Annotated in this window: 13 protein-coding genes; 12 read left to right on the top strand and 1 reads right to left on the bottom strand. The window is 35.4% G+C overall.

Annotation, left to right across the window (positions count from 1 at the left end):
* The first annotated feature begins 18 nt into the window (after positions 1–18).
* Genes FLS47_RS16470 through FLS47_RS16455 form a run of 4 tightly spaced genes read left to right on the top strand, consistent with a single transcriptional unit; the run spans position 19 to position 6,507 of the window.
* Positions 19–2,448: a right-handed parallel beta-helix repeat-containing protein gene (locus FLS47_RS16470; protein ID WP_223225391.1), complete on the top strand. Its 2,430-nt coding sequence runs from the start codon at positions 19–21 to the stop codon at positions 2,446–2,448.
* A gap of 9 nt (positions 2,449–2,457) precedes the next feature.
* Positions 2,458–3,543 carry a Gfo/Idh/MocA family protein gene (locus FLS47_RS16465; RefSeq protein ID WP_223225389.1) on the top strand — a complete coding sequence of 362 codons (1,086 nt, stop codon included), beginning with the start codon at positions 2,458–2,460 and terminating at the stop codon, positions 3,541–3,543.
* Positions 3,540–5,111: a sodium:solute symporter family transporter gene (locus tag FLS47_RS16460; protein WP_149915417.1), complete on the top strand. Its 1,572-nt coding sequence runs from the start codon at positions 3,540–3,542 to the stop codon at positions 5,109–5,111. Before FLS47_RS16465 ends, FLS47_RS16460 begins: the two co-directional genes overlap by 4 nt.
* A gap of 46 nt (positions 5,112–5,157) precedes the next feature.
* A complete protein-coding gene (locus FLS47_RS16455; RefSeq protein WP_149915416.1) occupies positions 5,158–6,507 on the top strand; it encodes a glycoside hydrolase family 88/105 protein in 1,350 nt (449 codons plus the stop codon).
* A gap of 52 nt (positions 6,508–6,559) precedes the next feature.
* Here FLS47_RS16455 and FLS47_RS16450 read toward each other — a convergent pair whose 3' ends face one another.
* Positions 6,560–7,327 (bottom strand): IclR family transcriptional regulator, encoded by a 768-nt coding sequence (locus FLS47_RS16450; protein ID WP_149915415.1) that lies wholly within the window; start codon positions 7,325–7,327, stop codon positions 6,560–6,562.
* A gap of 411 nt (positions 7,328–7,738) precedes the next feature.
* Between FLS47_RS16450 and FLS47_RS16445 the strand changes: the two genes are divergently transcribed.
* The 8 genes from FLS47_RS16445 to FLS47_RS16410 all read left to right on the top strand — a co-directional run bounded on the left by FLS47_RS16445 (position 7,739) and on the right by FLS47_RS16410 (position 18,673).
* Complete coding sequence (locus FLS47_RS16445; protein WP_149915414.1) at positions 7,739–8,881, top strand: ABC transporter substrate-binding protein; 1,143 nt, start codon at positions 7,739–7,741, stop codon at positions 8,879–8,881.
* A gap of 4 nt (positions 8,882–8,885) precedes the next feature.
* Positions 8,886–10,034 (top strand): CaiB/BaiF CoA transferase family protein, encoded by a 1,149-nt coding sequence (locus FLS47_RS16440; protein ID WP_223225387.1) that lies wholly within the window; start codon positions 8,886–8,888, stop codon positions 10,032–10,034.
* A 2-nt stretch (positions 10,035–10,036) separates the two neighbouring features.
* Positions 10,037–11,179, top strand: coding sequence for a CaiB/BaiF CoA transferase family protein (locus FLS47_RS16435; RefSeq protein ID WP_149915413.1), 1,143 nt, complete (start codon positions 10,037–10,039; stop codon positions 11,177–11,179).
* Positions 11,172–12,392, top strand: coding sequence for an extracellular solute-binding protein (locus FLS47_RS16430; RefSeq protein WP_188347468.1), 1,221 nt, complete (start codon positions 11,172–11,174; stop codon positions 12,390–12,392). Before FLS47_RS16435 ends, FLS47_RS16430 begins: the two co-directional genes overlap by 8 nt.
* Entirely contained in the window at positions 12,389–13,465 is a 1,077-nt protein-coding gene (locus tag FLS47_RS16425) for a Gfo/Idh/MocA family protein (RefSeq protein WP_149915411.1), read from the top strand. The genes FLS47_RS16430 and FLS47_RS16425 overlap by 4 nt, the downstream gene beginning before the upstream one ends.
* A gap of 24 nt (positions 13,466–13,489) precedes the next feature.
* Positions 13,490–13,948: a MaoC/PaaZ C-terminal domain-containing protein gene (locus tag FLS47_RS16420; protein ID WP_149915410.1), complete on the top strand. Its 459-nt coding sequence runs from the start codon at positions 13,490–13,492 to the stop codon at positions 13,946–13,948.
* A 46-nt stretch (positions 13,949–13,994) separates the two neighbouring features.
* Positions 13,995–15,296: an L-fucose:H+ symporter permease gene (gene fucP, locus FLS47_RS16415; RefSeq protein ID WP_149915409.1), complete on the top strand. Its 1,302-nt coding sequence runs from the start codon at positions 13,995–13,997 to the stop codon at positions 15,294–15,296.
* A 251-nt stretch (positions 15,297–15,547) separates the two neighbouring features.
* Positions 15,548–18,673: a SusC/RagA family TonB-linked outer membrane protein gene (locus FLS47_RS16410; RefSeq protein WP_149915408.1), complete on the top strand. Its 3,126-nt coding sequence runs from the start codon at positions 15,548–15,550 to the stop codon at positions 18,671–18,673.
* The last annotated feature ends 8 nt before the right edge of the window (positions 18,674–18,681 follow it).

Here is an 18,681-nt window from a genome sequence, read left to right as displayed (position 1 = left end):
ACAGAAATTTATGTGGGTTTGCAAAGTCAAAATGCAATGCGAGACGGCTCATTAAATTCACCATTTGAAACACTGGAGGATGCGCTTCGTCAAGTACGTGAATGGAGACGTCTTGACGATGCAAAGGTGAAATCTGCGGTCTATATCTTAGTAAAGGATGGGGCATATTTTCCAAGTCAATCTATACTTATTAGACCAGAAGATTCTGGAACCAAGGAAAGTCCAACAGTCATACGTGCATTAGGAAATAATGCTGTTTTTTCCGGTGGTGTTAAAGTAAATGGCTGGAAAAAAATAGGTAAAAATAATTTGTTTAGTGCGGAATTGTCCAAAGACATTTACGTAGCAGATGCCCCAACAGTAGGTGATAAATATTTTCCAATCCGACAAATGTGGGTCGGCAATAATAAAGCAATAAGAGCAGAAAGTCATTCCGATTATACTTTGCCAAGGATTCTAAATTGGAATTTTGAAAAACAAACAGCAGTTATTCCGAATGTCTTTAAAAATTTTGAATTTAAACCAGGAATGGAATTTTTTATCCATCAATGGTGGGCCATTGCACAACTTCGAATCAAAAATGCTATTCTTGAAAAAGATAGTATAATCTTATCATTTCATGATCCCGAAAGTAAAATACAAAGTGAGCATCCTTGGCCTCGTCCTTGGATTTCCAAAGAAACAGGTAATTCAGCCTTTCGATTAGTAAATGCTATTCAATTCCTTGATACCCCTGGAGAATGGTTTCATGATGAAAAAAATCATAAAATTTATTATTATAAACGTACTAATGAAAATCTTGATAAAGAGGAGGTCATTGTACCTATTCTAGAGACTATTTTAGATGTAAAAGGTACTTTTGAAAGCCCAGTGTCTAACATCCATATCGAAGGATTGCATTTTAAACATACGGCATGGTTTAGGCCACATTTTAATGGTCATGTAGCATTACAAGCTGGTATGTTCTTTTTGGATGCTTATAAATTGCAAACTCCTGGTACACCCGATAAGAAAGGTTTAGAGAATCAGGCATGGGTAGGGAGACCAAAAGCAGCAGTTACTCTTTTAAATACATTCCATGTACATATTTCTAATTGTCAATTTGTGCATATAGCTGCTACTGCAGTTGATTTTCAAGAAGGAAATCTTAACGATATTTTTCAGGGTAATGTCATTAAGGATGTAGGCGGAAATGCTGTGCTAGTGGGCAAATTCTCGGATGAGCAGTTTGAAGCACATCTTCCTTACCAACCTAAAGATGAACGCACGGTATCTGATGGTGTTACAATAGCGAATAATCTCATTAATAATATTGGTAATGAAGATTGGGGTGTTGTGGGTATAGGTGTGGGATTTGCACGAAATATCCACGTAACCAATAATGATCTAAGTGATTTATCCTATACAGGAATAAGTGTGGGTTGGGGATGGACTCCTACGGTCAATATAATGAGAAACAATATGATTGTAGAAAACCGTATCACGCGATATGGTAAATTTATGTACGATGTAGCCGGCATTTACACTTTATCTGCACAACCTGGTACTAGAATTCAGAAAAATCTAATCGATAGTATTTATCTTTCACCCTATGCACATATTCCAGACCATTGGTTTTACTTATATACCGATGAAGGTTCTGCATATATGAATGTATCCGATAATTGGTTTCCTGAATATAAAATATTACAAAATGCAAATGGTCCTTCTGTAGAATGGAAGGAAAATGGACCTAAAGTTAGTCTAGAAAAAGTTAAAAATGCAGGATTGACAGCCCAATATCAAAAGTTACTACATCATAAGAGTAAAGTGGATGAGCATGCTAAGATTAACCAGCATATTCCATTCGAAAAACCAGTTTATATACAAATCTATGATCCTAATAACTCTATTGAAACAGAAACTTTAGCTAAATATATCCAACGACAAGGTGCGGATAACAAGCAGATATTTCGTTGGGGGGCCTATTCTTTAATTCGAACTACGGATGATATTGCACAAAAAATAGCAAGTTCTTGGAAGGCGGATTTTCCCGAGGTTAAGTACAAAGTTTTTAAGGATATTTTCTATGCATTCAATTCCGATGAGCATTGTCTGTCAGCAGAGTCGAATAGCGAATATGATTTTGTGATTTTGTCAGCTCAACTGGTAAATGACAAAGAAAAGCGCGAATTATATTATACCTATCATAAAAATCAATTTGAAGAGTGGTCAGAAGTTTCCAAAGGATTCTGTCAAGCTGGCTTCAAAGAAGTTTTACTGTATCGAAATGATCATCAACTTTTGCTGGTTATTTCATTTCCAAAAGGTAAGAAGTTTGAAGAAATTAATTCCTTAACGTTAAAAGATAATCCCCGCGTTGAAGATTGGAATAAATTAATGAGCGAATTTCAAAGAGGTATAGAAGGTACATCTGATGGAGAATCATGGATATTTTATAAAAAATAATTATACAAAGTGAAAAAATTAAGATTAGGTATTCTAGGACTTGGTGAAGGACGAAGTACAATGTCTGCTGCCTTAAATAGCGAACTGATTGAGTTGGTCAAGGTCTGTGATATAAATGAAATCATGTGTAGGCAGAGAGCAAAGGAATTCGATTATCATTCATACACGACAAATTTTCAAGATTTACTAAACGATCCTGAAATTGATGCAATAGCTATTTATACACCCGATCATTTGCATGCAGAGCATATTAAGCTTGCTTTAGAACATGATAAGCATGTCATCTGTACAAAACCATTTATTGACGATTTAAATGAGGCTGATTCATTGTTAAAATTAGTAGATAAAACTAAAAAAAGAGTTTTTGTGGGACAAAGCTCTAGATTTTTTGAACCTATGAAAAGACAGCGTCAAGATTTTGAGGAAGGCTTAATCGGGGATTTAATTACAATAGAAAGTCATTATCATGCTGATCACCGTTGGTTTTTGAATAAGCCTTGGTCGTTGAATTCAAAATTCAAATGGTTGTATGGTGGATTAAGTCATCCAGTAGATTTCATAAGATGGTATCTACCAAATATTGAAGAGGTTTTTGGATACGGTATGCTGAGTCATAATGGTAAGGTTAATGGCTTGAAAAATGAGGATACAATGCATTTTATTTTCAAGTCAGATGAGGGAAAAGTTGCTAGAGTAAGTGGTGCTTATACGGGACCCGTTCAGCCGGTAACCAGAGATAGTGAAATGACTTGTATTCTTCGCGGAACAGAAGGTGCTAGTCAGGCAGATTATATGGATTTGCGGTATGCTATTACGGATAAAAATGGTGAAGAGAAAATTTTGACTTGGGAGCACAAATTAAAACATTATTTCCGTTTTGAAGGGAAAAGTCATCATGCTGGTGAGTACCAAAATTATCTTGAATATTTTGCGGAAGCTATTTTTAACGAATCTCCTGCTTTTCCAGATATCAAAGAAGGAATTGGGACAATAGCTTTATTACAAGCTATGGACGAGTCATTGGCTACGGGTAAACCTGTACGTCCAAATGATCTTTTAGCTAAATATAATATTAATCCGAGTGATCTATTATGACAACCACCATTCTTGATAAATTAACAATTTATGATTACCTCATTTTAATAGTTTATCTCGTAGTATTACTCGCTCTAGGATTATTTTCCAGCAAAAATAGGGATAATGGAGAAGAACGTTTCATTGCAAATAAGTCGTTAAGTTGGTATAGTATAGGTTTCAATATGTGGGCAACCAATGTAGGACCTTCATTATTGCTAGCCTTTGCTACTGTTGGATACACTACAGGTATAGTTGCTGTTAATTTTGATTGGTATGCTTTTGTGTTTTTATATCTTTTAGCCGTTGTGTTTGCACCTCGTTACTTAGCATTAGGTGTTAAAACTTTGCCTGAATATATGGGACTGCATTATGGATCAAAAACTCAAACAATATTAGCATGGTATTCCTTAGTGAAGATGTTGATCTCTTGGCTTTCTTTAGGACTATTTTCAGGAGGTTTCCTAGTTAGACAAATTTTAGGTATTCCGATGTATTTGTCCGTAATTGTATTAGTGAGCTTGGCTGGATTGTTTGCTTATACAGGAGGATTAAAGACGATAGCTAAAATCAATATTTTTCAAATGATTTTGTTGATTATAGTCTCTGCATTATTGACTTATCTAGGAATAATGAAAATTGGTGGCTTAGATGTTTTATTTTCATCAACACCAGAAAATTATTGGTCTTTGATTCGACCAGCTTCTGATAATGAATATCCTTGGTATGCCATTTTGTTGGGATATCCCGTTGCAGCGATCGCATTTTTCTGTACAGATCAAGCTATGGTTCAGTCGGTTTTAGGATCTAAAAGTTTGAAACAGGGGCAATTAGGTGTTAATTTTATTGCATGGCTGAAAATATTATCCTTGCCTTTGTTTATTTTGACGGGTGTAATTTGCTATATTTTATTTCCAAATTTAGAAGATCCTTCGCTTGCCTATATGACGATGGTAACTAATTTATTTCCAACAGGGTTGAACGGATTGGTAATTGTTGTTTTAATTGCAGTTTTAATTGGTACAATAGGTTCATCACTCAATTCGCTAAGTACGGTATTCACTATGGATTTATATATAAAACATATCAATCCATCTGCTAAAACAAATGATATAATTAAGACGGGTCAATTGACAGTTGTTGTAGGGTGTTTTGTTGCTGTTTTAATGGCTTTAGCTATTGATCAAATCAAAGGACTAAATTTATTTGATGTTTTTCAGTCTATTTTAGGATTTATAGCCCCACCATTAGCAGCCGTATTTTTATTAGCCGTATTATGGAATAAAACAAGTCAATTTGCAGTTAATTCCTTACTTACTTTCGGAGCATTTTTGAGTTTGGGAGTTGGAATATTGTATTTATGGATTTTTCCATCTAAGGAATACGGTTTTTGGCCGCACTATTTAATGCTTTCATTCTATCTTTTTGTTGGATTAATTATTTTAGGAATTCTATTATCTTTAATAAAACCATCCACCAAATTAACTGCTAAAACTGTAGTAAAATTAGAGAGAACAGAAAGAAGTGTCCACTTTGCTTGGTATCTACTTTTTGTTATAATGGTCATTCTATATGTGATTTTTTGGTAAATCCTAATACGCATATTTTTAATATAAAATTATAAACTATCTACTAATGAAAAAATATTTATGTCTTCTTCTCTTATTATCTTTAATATTTTCATGTGCATCTGAAAAGACAAAAGATAATGTTATTTGGTCTCAAAAAATGGTGGAATCTCATGGATTAGGAGATTTCTACTGCAATAAACATTACCAAGGAAAATTAGATACTACAGGTTGGGATTATGTATCGGGATTAGTTGCCTTATCTGTATTGAAAACTTGGGAACAATATCCGGAAAAAACGGAGTATTACACTTCCGTAAAACAGTTTGCTGATAATTGTCTTAATGAAGATGGAACTTTAATCGTAAGCAAAAGTGGTAAATCAGCTCTTAGACCAAGTAATATAGATGATCTTCCTGCAGGAAGAGTATTTTTTACTTTGTATAAAGAAGAACTACGTAAGGGGAATAACAAAGATGCTGATCGTTACAGAAACGCCTTGAGTTTAGTGAGAAATACGCTAAAATTTCAGCAAAGAAGAATAGAAAATGATCTGCCTGGGGCTGGTGGATTTTACCATAAAGCCATTTATCCCAATCAGATGTGGTTAGATGGTTTATACATGGGATCACCAGTTTATGCGCAATGGGAAGATACTTTTGGAAAAGATAATGAGGCTGAATTCCAATCAAGTTGGGATGATATTGCTTTGCAGTTCAAAATTCTGCATGAGAAAACTTATAATAAAGAGTTTCAATTAAATTATCACGCTTGGTCTGCACTTCCGACGGATTCCAATTCATTTTGGGCAAAAGCACAAGAACCTTACTTAGGCTGTAGTAAAGAATTCTGGGCTAGGGGAATGGGTTGGTACTTTGCTGCATTGGTCGATGTGTTGGAGTTTATGCCAACAGATCACATTGATTATCAATATATGTTAACTATTACGAATCAAGTTGCGAGCGGATTGAAACGTTGGCAGGATGAAAAATCTGGATTATGGTATCAATTATTGCAATATGATTCGACGATGACGGCTGATGGAATAGGCGATCAAATAGCTGGTAAAAAATATAATGTTGGAACTGCAGCAAACTATTTAGAGTCTTCAGCTTCCTCAATTTTTACATACGCTTATTTTAAGGCTATTCGTTTGGGATTGCTTGATAAACAAGAGTTTTTGCCTGTGGCAAACAAAGCTTATCAAGGATTATTAGATAATTTTATAGAAGAAAAAAATGATAAAATAGATATAATCCAGAGTTGTGCCTCTGCTGGATTGGGACCTGCGAAAGATCCTTCACGCACAGGGACAATTAATTATTACCTTGCGGGAAAAGACGTTGGTTTAGCTCAAAATGAGGGAAAAGCTATAGGTTCTTTTATATTAGCTTCTTTGGAGTTCGAGAAACAATAATAGTAATCTTTCATAATTAAGTTCGAGAAGGCATAGTAAAGTGGTTTGAGGATTAAAATAATCCTAAATTACTTTCTATGTCCTTTTTACAGTATAGAAGTGCTTCAATTATCTTTTCATTTGATAACTGATTGTTTTTATTAATAGTAAGTAGTTTTGATACGGTCAGACATGCTACAATTCCTGATGCGGAATTACCAATCGGAACAGAAAAATCTACCACACCATGGGCATAAGTACTTGCCATTTCGAGGTATCCTTGTTTATTTATTGTTTCAAGATTTTTGATATATTGTTGTTTTTCCTGTACAGATAGTGTGATGTAATTTGGTTCCTTTCGTAGTATTAATTGTCTGTTTTCATCATCTATTGAACTTAATAGAATTTTCCCAGAAGCAGTGTTGCAAATCTCATAAAGATTACCTTCTTCAATCATGACCGAAATTGGAAAAGGACTTTTACTGTAAGCAATGACTAATACTTTATCATTGAAAAGTACGCCCAAATGACAAGGTTCCATCAGCTTCAGAGAAGTTTGTTTCATCGGTTGAAGAGCAGCAGATCGTAATTTTTCAATAATCGATTGATGATGTGACAAATAATAGAGTTTGAGTGTAAGGGCGTATTTTGATGAAATTGCATCACGATGAACATAGCCTCTAGCTTCCAGCGCAGATAACATTCTATAAATTTCATTGGGACTTTTGTTAAGTCCTAAAGCAATTTCACTTTGTGACTGTGCAACAGGTTGTGTAGCTAAAAATTCAATAATATCGAGTCCTTTTTCTAAGGCTGGTGCTTTATATTTATTATTATCCATAAATATTTATTTCATTAACTCGTTCATCTAAATGGTATATTTTATAGTTCTGTATATTATCTGTTCCCATATAACATGTATTACGATAAAGATATAAGATGCTAAGATATAATATTTTATTAATCACTTAAGTTTTAAGTTTTAATATGTCGATGAGGTTCTTATTTCCAAATAACTATAAAAAAATTACATAAAATCATTTATATTCAAATGTAATATTTATATTTGAATATGTTAATGTAATTTACTGCATACATACCAAGTATAAATCGATCTATGTAAAATCAGTGTTTTTTATCTCTTTAACTAATGATGTGAGTCTTTTGTTAGGGACGAATATCCAATGCTATATCTCAAACATAGTGTAATCGTATTTATGTTAATAAGAGTTTTAACCGGTTATGATATACCATGAGTAATAAAATGCAATTGAAGGGAATTACTTGGGGACATAGTAGAGGCTATGTACCTATGGTCGCAACTGCTCAACGTTTTGAGGAATTACATCCAAATGTAGAAATTATTTGGAAAAAGCGCACACTTCAAGAATTCGCTGATAAATCAATCGCGGAACTTGCTGAGGAATATGATTTATTAGTAATCGATCATCCTTGGTCAGGCCAAGCAGCAAGAGAAAATCTACTTGTACCTTTTGATGATTATTTGTCTGTTGAATTTTTGCGGGATCAGAAATCGAATAGTGTAGGGAAATCTTATGAAAGTTATAATTTTCAAAATAAACAGTGGGCATTACCAATAGATGCAGCCGCACCAGTCGCTGCATCTCGACCAGATCTTTTAAAAGAATTGGGCGTAGGGGTACCTGAAACTTTTGATCAATTGTATGAATTGGCTAGGCGAGGTAAAGTAGCATTCTCCTTGATTCCAGTCGATGTTTTGATGAGTTTTTACATGTTCTGTTGTTCGCTCAATGAAGAGCCATGTAAATCACAAGAATATGTAGTGAGTGATAATGTTGGCACTGAAGCTTTGAGATTATTCAAATCATTGGCGGATTGTGTTGATGAGCGTTTCTATTCTAAAAATCCATTTATGGTTTACGAGGATATGATTAATTCGGATGATATCGCTTACTGTCCATTCGCATATGGGTATTCCAATTACTCTCGTGTGGGATACGGCAGAAAATCACTCGAGTTTCATGATTTAGTATCCTTAAATGGTGATCGAATGATTAGTACTCTTGGTGGAGCAGGACTAGCCATATCAGCAAGATCAAAAAATATTGAAATCGCTATGCAGTATGCAGAGTTTGTGGCATCACCCATTATTCAGTCTACTTTATATGTTGAGAACGGTGGTCAACCTGGGCATTTGTCGGCTTGGAAAAGTGAAAGCGTTAATGCCAATTGCGACAATTACTTCCTTAATACATTACCTTGTTTAGAACGCTCTTATTTGCGTCCACGTTATCCGGGTCATTTACATTTTCAAGATCAAGGTGGAGATGTATTAGTGAATTATCTTAAAAATGGCATAGACGAAATAGAAGTATTAAGAGGAATTAACAAACTGTATAAAGATTCCCTATAGACCAATGATTAAACCATTAGAAGGATTGCTTGTATTAGAGTTTTCTCAATTTATGGCGGGACCGACAGCCGGATTACGTCTAGCAGACTTAGGGGCAAGAGTTATCAAAATCGAACGTCCGCATGGCGGTGATGCAGGTAGACAAATTGCAATCAAAAATCTGTTTGTCGATGGTAGTAGCCTTGTGTTTCACACTATTAATAGAAATAAAGAATCTTTTGCTGCTGATTTAAAAAATCCAGAGGATTTGGAATTAGTCCAAAAGCTTATTGCAAAAGCAGATGTTATTACACACAATTTTAGACCTGGAATAATGGAAAAATTGGGTTTAGATTATGACAATGTCAGAATATTAAATGATAAAATAATATATGCTGTAGTAACAGGTTACGGAAATAAAGGGCCTTGGGCAAGTAAGCCTGGACAGGATTTACTTGTTCAATCGATTTCTGGTTTAACGTGGCTTTCTGGAAGTAAAGATGATGGGCCAATACCATTTGGCTTATCTGTAATCGATATGTACTGCGCTACGCATTTGACACAAGGTATTTTAGCTGCCTTAATAAAACGCGCAAAAACAAATAAAAGTGTTTTGGTGGAAGTTAGCCTTTTGGAATCTGCATTGGATATGCAATTTGAAGTACTTACATCGTATGCCAATGATGGGTATAAATTGCCACATAGAAGTGCGATTCGTGGTGGCGGCCATGCCTACTTAAGTGCGCCGTATGGAGTATATAAAACATTAGATAATTATATTGCCATAGCAATGGGAGATGTAAATAAATTGTTCGAGCTATTGTCAATGAATGACAATAGTTATGAAGATTCTTCTACATGGTTTAAAGAAAGAGACAGTATTCTACAAAAAATTGGAAAGGTTGTGAGTGAATGGAATTCGGTTGATTTGGAATCATTGCTCGAAAAAAATGGTGTGTGGTGTGCTGTAATAAGAAATTATATAGATTTTTTAAATAGTGATGGATTTAAAAAATCAAAGATGTCTCAATATGTAAAATTACAATCTGGTCAAGAATTGAAGACTACACGTAGTGTTTTCCAAATTGACGGATCGTATATCTTTAATGATAAACCAGCTCCAAAAATTGGAGAACATAATGCTGTCATTTCATCAGATTACTTAAAAAATTGATTATGCTGCCCTTAGAAGAGTATTTAGTGATAGATTTTAGCCAATTTTTGGCTGGTCCACTAGCTAGCTTGCGTTTAGCTGATTTGGGCGCAAGAGTAATCAAGATTGAAAGACCAGAAACGGGTGATATCTGCAGACATTTGTATACTTCAGATACTATTCTGAATGGTACATCTACAGTTTTTCATGCGATTAATAGAAATAAAGAGAGTGTTGCACTGGACATAAAAATTGAAAGTGACAAAGCAGTAATTTATGATTTGATAAAGCGTGCTGATGTCGTAATTCACAATTTTCGCCCGGGCGTAATGGAGCGTTTGGGTTTTGATCAAACTAGCGTCAGGAAGATTAATCCTACTGTAATCTATGCTGAAATTTCGGGTTATGGTTTAGATAACCCTTGGTCGACAAAGCCAGGGCAAGATTTATTGCTACAAGCAACATCGGGTTTAACTTGGCTAAGTGGTAATGCTAACGATGGACCTATTCCAATGGGACTATCAATTGTAGATATGTTTGCTGGAGCAAATTTATGTTCTACAATTCTAGCATGCATTTATCGTAAAGCGATTCATAATATGGGAGCGTCTATTCATATTTCGATGTTAGATACAGCTGTCGACATTCAGTTTGAAGTAATCACCACTTATTATAATGATGGGGGGCAGCTACCAAGTCGTACAGAAATAAGTAATGCAAATGCTTATTTGGGTGCACCATATGGAATTTATAAAACCAAAGATGGGTATCTCACTTTAGCTATGGGTTCTATCCCTGTGTTGGCCCAACTTTTAAACTGTACTGCATTAGAGAAATTTACAGAAATGTCTGATGCCTTTGATAAACGTGACGAAATAAAACAAATTCTTACCACACATTTAGAAACAGAAAGCACGATGCACTGGCTAGAGATTTTGGAGGCAGCGGATATATGGTGTGCGGATGTACTTTCCTGGGATAAATTATTTCAGCATGATGGATTTAAGGCAATAGATATGATGCAACAAGTCTTGATGGGTGATGGATATGGCTATACGACAACACGATGCCCTATTCGGATTGATGGTGAACTTTTGTTTTCTGAGCGGGGTTCCCCAAAATTGGGTGAACATAATGAACACATATTAAATGAATTGTATGGTTAAGTTAAGATTTGCCGTAAGAAAATTTGATCCCTTTGTAAAGGTGTTACAGTCTTTTTTAGAATCTTATAACGATCTAAATAAGAGTTCGATTGATATTGAGTTTGTTCCACTGGATTTGGAAGAACTTTATGAAGAATTATTTTTGAAAAAAGGTCTTCAGTCAGGATCATGGGATTTGGCACATATAAATACTGACTGGATCACTCAAGCTTACGAACAAAGGGGTTTACATTCACTTACTAATATCTTGAGAGAAAATCCGGTTGAGGATTACGAAAATGCTTGGAGTGAAAGCTTGACGCAATTTCAAAATTTTGGAGGAGACATAGTAGCACTTCCATTTCATGATGGGCCAGAGTGTTTGGTGTACAGAAAGGATTTATTTGAAAACCCAACAGAAAACGAAGACTTTGAAAAAAAGTTTGGTCGTCCGCTAGAAATTCCAAAGACTTGGGATGATTTTCTTCAAGTTGCCTCATTTTTCAATAGACCAGAGCAAAATCTCTTTGGGACAATACTAGCAGGATACCCTGACGGTCATAATGCCGTGTTTGATTTTTGTATTCAAATTTGGTCGAGAGGTGGAGACTTAATTAATGATAAAGGTGAATTATCTTTAAATAACTCATATGCTGTGCAAGCGTTAGATTTTTACAGAGAATTATTTAAGAATGCTGATTGCCTGCACCCCAAATCTAAAGTGTATGATTCTGTAAAAGCCGGGGAGGCCTTTGCCAATGGGGAAGTTGCTATGATGGTAAATTGGTTTGGGTTTGCATCCTGGGCACAGATTGACGACAATTCTGTTGTGCGTGGCAATGTAGATATCGATTCCATACCATCATTAACTGGTACTAATCCTATATCATTAAATGTATATTGGTTAACCGCTATCGCGGAAGGTAGTAGGCATAAAGAAATTGCCTATGATTTTTTAAAGTTTTCCGTGGGGAAAGAGCAAGATAAGCTGGTAACATTATCAGGAGGTGTAGGGTGTAGATATTCGACCTGGTACGACAAAGAAATTAATCGTCAGATACCTTTTTATACGAAGTTGAGCGATCTTCATAAGAAGGCAAAAACACTTCCTAGGCTGTCAAATTGGCCTGATATTGCTCATATTATTGATCAAGTAGTTAGTGATTCATTATCTAAAGAAGATGATAGTTATTCTCTATTGTCTCGTGCTCAACATAAAATAAATAGTTTATGATGTTACCAATAGAATATAAGGCCATACTACCTAAAACAAAGTTGCCAATTGTAATTATTGGAGCGGGGGGAATTGTCAAAGATGCACATTTGCCTGCCTACAAGAAGGCTGGATTTGAAGTTATTGGAATAGTAAATAGAACTCGCGCAAAAGCTGAAGCGTTGGCTGCGGAATTTGGAATTGCTAACGTCTACGATACTATTGAAGAGGCTGTCCAGAATTCACCAATAAATACAGTTTACGACATTACGATATTGCCTACGCAGTTTGTGAAAACTTTGGAGGTTTTACCCGATAAAGCAGCTGTACTGATCCAAAAGCCAATGGGGGATTATCTTACAGATTCTAAAGAAATACTTGATGTATGTAAACGGAAAAATCTTGTAGCAGCCATTAATTGCCAATTACGTCAAGCACCATTCGTTAATGCAGCTAGATGGCTAGTAGATAATGGACATATTGGCGATATATATGATATGGAAGTACGTGTTACGGTACATACACCTTGGGAACTTTTTCCACATGTAATGATTCATCCTCGGCTAGAAATTCTTTACCATAGTGTACATTACATCGATTTAATAAGATCTTTTCTTGGAAACCCGACAAGCATTTATGCTAAAACTTTCAAACACCCTCAAAAAGATTTATCCTCTAGTAGGTCTACTATGATATTTGATTACGGCGATGCGATTAGAGCAGTAGTGAATACCAATCATGACCATGATTTTACAGATAAACATCAGGAAAGTTTTATCAAATGGGAAGGAACTAAAGGAGCTATTAAACTTAAGATGGGATTATTAATGAATTATCCTGAAGGTGTTTCAGACAAATTTGAGTATTACATCAAAAACGATAAAGGAAATTCGGAATGGGTAGAAAGGACGCTAGAGGGTAGTTGGTTTCCTGATGCGTTTATTGGTAGTATGAGCAGCCTTATGCGCTATAAATTGGGTGAAATTCAAGTTTTACCTGCCGCGGTGGAAGATGTGATACATACTATGTCTGTAGTGGAAACAGCATATACAAGCAGTGAACGAGGAGGAGAAAAAATCAACTATATTTTTTAAAACTTATAAGACAAATTTTTAATCATGCATTTTCAATCGATATTTTTTGAAGATTATATTTTACAAGATAAAAGAGTTACACTAGGCAGAACCATTACAGAAACAGATTTCGTGGTTCATGCGGGGCATACTGGAGATTTTTTTCCACACCATATGGATGCAGAATGGTGTAAAAGTCAGTCCTTCGGACAAAGAATAGCCCATGGCACTATGGTGTTTTCTATTGGAATAGGACTTACTGCTTCTGTCATAAACCCTGAAGCATTTTCTAAAGGATACGATAGATTACGCTTCGTAAAATCAGTCTTTATAGGAGATACAATTCACGTAGAAATTATAATTTCGGAAAAATCTTCAGCTAAAAACCCAGAATATGGAACGGTAATCGAACACGTAAAGGTTATTAATCAACATAATGAAGTGGTACTCGTCGCTGATCATATTTTGTTGGCAAAGCGAAAAAGCCTTCAAGGAATGGAATAAAAATTTTGTATTAAAGCTCTTCCTAATTCAAAAAATCCTAGAACTAATGCAAACATCTATACAAAAAGCTGGCGAAGATAAGTACACTTCATCCAAAAAATACTTATTACCTTTTATACTTATCATAAGTCTATTTTTTCTCTGGGGAATGGCTCATAATTTAAATGGTGTCTTGATTCCTCATCTTAAGAAAGCATGCCAATTAAATAATAGCCAATCGGCATTAATTGATACTTCTATTTTTCTGGCATATTTCATTATGGCTTTACCAGCAGGTTATTTATTGCAAAAGATAGGATATAAACTTTCCATAATTATTGGACTTTTTGCGTTTTCTATTGGCGCATTTTTATTCATACCTGCTGCGAATATGCGTGTGTATGAATTGTTTTTAATCGCATTATTCATCATTGGTTGTGGATTAGCTATATTAGAAACCGCTGCTAATCCCTACACCACACTTTTAGGCCCACCCGAATCAGCGACAACTAGAATAAATTTAGCGGCGTCATTTAATGGTTTAGCAGCAATGCTTGCACCTATACTCGGGACAATTTTTATTCTATCTGGTAAAAATTACAGTGAGCACGAGATGAATCTGATGGCGGAATCAGATCGTTTAGCTTATTTAATGTCTGAAGCTTCATCTGTCAAACAACCATATCTAATACTAGGGTCGATATTACTTGTAGTTGCTGTACTTTTTATTTTTATAAAACTACCTGAAATTAAAAGTGAGCAACATGATGATGAAAAGAAGATAAAACGTCAAAGTATTTTTAGTGTATTAAAAAACAGAAATTTAGCATACGCTGTTTTAGCTCAATTTTTCTATGTTGGAGCGCAGGTTTGTGTCACCAGCTTTTTCATAATGGTTGCACAACAGGGCGCTGGAGTTGATGAGAAAGTTGCAGGGTATGCCTTAGGTATTTATGGATTTTTATTTATGATAGGACGTTTTATCGGGACTTTTTTCTTAAAATATATTACAGCTAGACATATGTTAACGATATGCGCTGCTGCTGCTATTTTACTTTCCTTAATCGCTGTATCTGGCTCAGGAATGATTGTATTATATTCTCTTGGTGGATTGGGTTTATTCATGTCTATAATGTTTCCTACAATATTTTCTTTAGGAATAATGGAGCTAGGTGAAGAGACCAAATCTGGATCATCTTGGCTTATCATGTCAATTGTGGGAGGAGCTATTTTTCCTTTTTTAATGGGTGAGATTGTTGATGTCACTAATGATATGCAATTAGGGTACATTGTTCCATTTGTGTGCTACATGGTCATATTATGGTATGCAACTTTAGGGTATAAAAATACAAGTAACTTGGCGCGCTAAATTGCTTTATGCATAATTAAAATCAGGCATAAAGCAATGCAAAACACTAAATACTGAGACTTCTATATACTTAACTATAATTAGGAAGTGAGATACATTAATGTCTTATGATAAAATACTATAATAATATGCTAAATACGGGAAATATAACTACCCTAATGCGTGCATATATTTGAAATAGATAATACCAAATTGAATATACAAAACCCAGTATATTTTCGATAACCATTGTAGAAGTATAAACTATATCTATGTTAAACAAATTAAAAAAAACTTGGCCTTTAGCTTTTTTGACTATCGGTGCGGCGCAGTTTAACATTTCATTTTCGCAGGCGAATGAAATGGTTGAATTGAAAAAGCAGACCTTCACGGTCTCAGGAAAAGTTACTAGAACGGAAGGTAATCCTCTTTCAAATGTAACCATTAGCGCTTTAGGAAAGAGTGTGCGCTCTAATTTAAATGGAGAATATTCGATTGATCTTAATGGCGCTGCTGATGTTACTTTTAGTTCTGTAGGATATATCAAGCAGACGTTTAAAGTTTCTTCTGGTCAAGTCTTAAATGTTGTGCTAAGTTCTCAAAATGAGGAGTTGGAACAAGTTGTAGTAATAGGCTATGGAAGTGTTAAACGGAAAGATTTGACAGGTGCTGTCTCTTCTGTGAAAGCTGAAGACATCGCTATGGCTCCAGTGGCAAACCCTATAGAGGCAATTCAAGGAAGAGTAGCAGGTCTCGACATTGCACGATCCTCGGGCAGAGCAACATCTGGCTCAGAAATCTTATTACGCGGTAATAGATCTTTAACGGCAGGAAATAGTCCTTTATATATAATTGATGGTATACCTGGAAGTATTACGAACCTGAACCCAAATGATATAGAAAGTATTGAAGTGCTTAAAGATGCATCATCAACAGCTATTTACGGTTCTTCAGGTGCAAATGGGGTGATTATCATCACTACAAAAAAGGCTAAAGAAGGTCGTGTATCAGTGAATTTGGATGCTTACGCAGGCATTAATTCCAATGGTCGATATCCATCTGCTCTATCTGGAGATGGTTGGTTAAAATATTTAGAAGATAGTTTTGTCTCTACAAATGGACGCCAACCAAATGATAGAGATGAGCTATTGACGGCTTGGAGTTTAAATCCAGAACAGATAGGAAAATATTTAGATAATAATCAATGGATAAATTGGATTGATGAAACTCTTCAAAATGGTGTTCAACAAAATTATTCATTATCCATAAATGGTGGAACGGAGAAAACTCAAGGATTTTTCTCTCTAGGTTACAACTCCACACAGGGGATTTACCGAAATGATAAATCTAATCTTTACACCGCTAGGACGGGAGCAAATACGAAGATAACGGATTGGTTTAAAGGAGGGATAGTTTCAGGTGTTACATGGCGAGATAATGAATCGAGACCGAGTAGGATCAATAAAACATTTGATATCGCTCCTGTTGGTCAAGTGTATGATAGTGAGGGGAATATAAATGTATATCCTATTGATGGAATGACTGCACCAAGTCTATTGGCAGACGATATTCCAAATACCTTAAGAAATAACTCTAAGAACTTAGCTTTAACTATCAATCCGCACATTGATATCGACATCGCAAAAGGATTTACATTCAGATCCATTTTGGGCGCTACGCTAAGTAATCAGCGAACTGGAGCATTTAATAGTGATCGCACATATATGATGTTAGCGGGAAGTTCAGCTCAAGTTCGTAACGCAAGTGTCACATCAAATTTGAATTATGGCTATGTGTGGGAAAACATCGCAAACTATAATACAACAATAGCAGAAGATCATAATATTTCAGCGACAGTTGTTTCATCGTGGGCGAGCAATCAGTCCGAAAATTCAATGGCTTATAATGAAGGATTTTTGTACGATGAATATTTGTGGTATAGTTTGCAAGGAGGTACAGTACCGAATGTGAGTTCAAGTTACAATATGTCAAAGCGGATGTCTGTAGCTTCACGTTTGAATTATGGCTATAAAGGTCGCTATTTGTTAACCTTGACACAGCGTACGGATGGTGTTTCACAATTAGCTCGTCGTTGGGATACATTTTTGGCTGCTGCTGGAGCTTGGAGGATAAGTGAAGAGGCTTTTATGCAAAATATTACAAATACAGTCAATAATATGAAGTTGCGTGTTTCTTACGGTGTGACTGGTAATTCAGGAATAAGTCCATATTCAACAATGACTGAAGTAACCAGTTCAGGATTAGATGCGATTAATCTTGGCGGAGGTGTATTACCTGTTAGTGTGTTGACTAGGGCAGTAGGTAATCCCATGTTGGGCTGGGAAAAATCATACAACTTTAACATAGGATTGGACTTAGGTTTATTTAACGACCGAGTGCAGGCAGTTGTTGAATTATATGATACAGATACTAGAGATGTGTTATACTCTAGAAATTTACCATTTTCTAGTGGAGGATTTACGCCTAAAATTCCTTATCAAATCACAGCTAATTTAGCTAAAATGAATAATAGAGGTGTGGAGGTGACATTGACGACAAAGAATATTCATACGGATGCATTTAAATGGAATTCAACACTTACCTATGCTTATAATAAAGAACGTGTTCGTTCAATAGATTTAGGAAGTGGCACATCTGTAGACGACCTTATATCAGTTGGATTATTCATGGATGAACCAAGTAAAATATTATATGGACACAAAAAGTTAGGTATTTGGCAATCTGATGAAGCATCAGATGCTGCAGTATTTGGATTATTACCTGGTGATGTAAAGACACAATCTAAACTGACACGTCTAAGAGAAGGTGTATGGGTTGACAATACGGCGGAGACACCAGTAGAATATACGTCAGCAAATCCTTATTCTATAGCTGCTGGCGATAGAACTATTTTGGGTCAAGGAAGTCCAAAATGGACTGCTGGATGGCAAAATACATTCTTATACAAAGGATTTGATTTGAATGTATTCACAATAGCACGATGGGGACATCATATTGATGCCGATTTATTGGGCTATTTCAAATACAAGTCCATTAATATGCCTGCAGTATATGATTATTGGACTCCTGATAATCCTACAAATGACTACCCAAGACCATATCTTAATCGCACGACAAACAACACTAATCCTGTAATGGGCTTAAACGTTGTAGATGGATCATTTGTGAAAATTAAAAACATCACTTTAGGTTATACTTTGCCAACAAGCATGGGCAACAGACTTGGATTATCAAGACTTAGAGTGTATTCAACTATGTATAACCCAATAATTTTTACAAAAAGTCATTTGTTGAAAGATATGGATCCTGAGACAGGAGCATCAGATGAATTTCCATTATACAGACAATTGGTGTTTGGACTTAACCTATCTTTCTAAGCGTATTA

The organism is Sphingobacterium cavernae (genome assembly GCF_008520265.1).
GTDB lineage: Bacteria > Bacteroidota > Bacteroidia > Sphingobacteriales > Sphingobacteriaceae > Sphingobacterium > Sphingobacterium cavernae.
Note: the sequence above shows the minus strand (reverse complement) of the source record. Positions and strands in the feature narration are given on the sequence as shown.

Excerpts from the sequence above, each read along its gene's own strand:
- FLS47_RS16460 (WP_149915417.1), top strand. The coding sequence starts at position 3,540 with ATGACAACCACCATTCTTGATAAATTAACAATTTATGATTACCTCATT.
- FLS47_RS16455 (WP_149915416.1), top strand. The coding sequence starts at position 5,158 with ATGAAAAAATATTTATGTCTTCTTCTCTTATTATCTTTAATATTTTCA.
- FLS47_RS16450 (WP_149915415.1), bottom strand. The coding sequence starts at position 7,327 with ATGGATAATAATAAATATAAAGCACCAGCCTTAGAAAAAGGACTCGAT.
- FLS47_RS16445 (WP_149915414.1), top strand. The coding sequence starts at position 7,739 with ATGAGTAATAAAATGCAATTGAAGGGAATTACTTGGGGACATAGTAGA.
- FLS47_RS16440 (WP_223225387.1), top strand. The coding sequence starts at position 8,886 with ATGATTAAACCATTAGAAGGATTGCTTGTATTAGAGTTTTCTCAATTT.
- FLS47_RS16435 (WP_149915413.1), top strand. The coding sequence starts at position 10,037 with ATGCTGCCCTTAGAAGAGTATTTAGTGATAGATTTTAGCCAATTTTTG.
- FLS47_RS16430 (WP_188347468.1), top strand. The coding sequence starts at position 11,172 with ATGGTTAAGTTAAGATTTGCCGTAAGAAAATTTGATCCCTTTGTAAAG.
- FLS47_RS16425 (WP_149915411.1), top strand. The coding sequence starts at position 12,389 with ATGATGTTACCAATAGAATATAAGGCCATACTACCTAAAACAAAGTTG.
- FLS47_RS16420 (WP_149915410.1), top strand. The coding sequence starts at position 13,490 with ATGCATTTTCAATCGATATTTTTTGAAGATTATATTTTACAAGATAAA.
- fucP (WP_149915409.1), top strand. The coding sequence starts at position 13,995 with ATGCAAACATCTATACAAAAAGCTGGCGAAGATAAGTACACTTCATCC.
- FLS47_RS16410 (WP_149915408.1), top strand. The coding sequence starts at position 15,548 with ATGTTAAACAAATTAAAAAAAACTTGGCCTTTAGCTTTTTTGACTATC.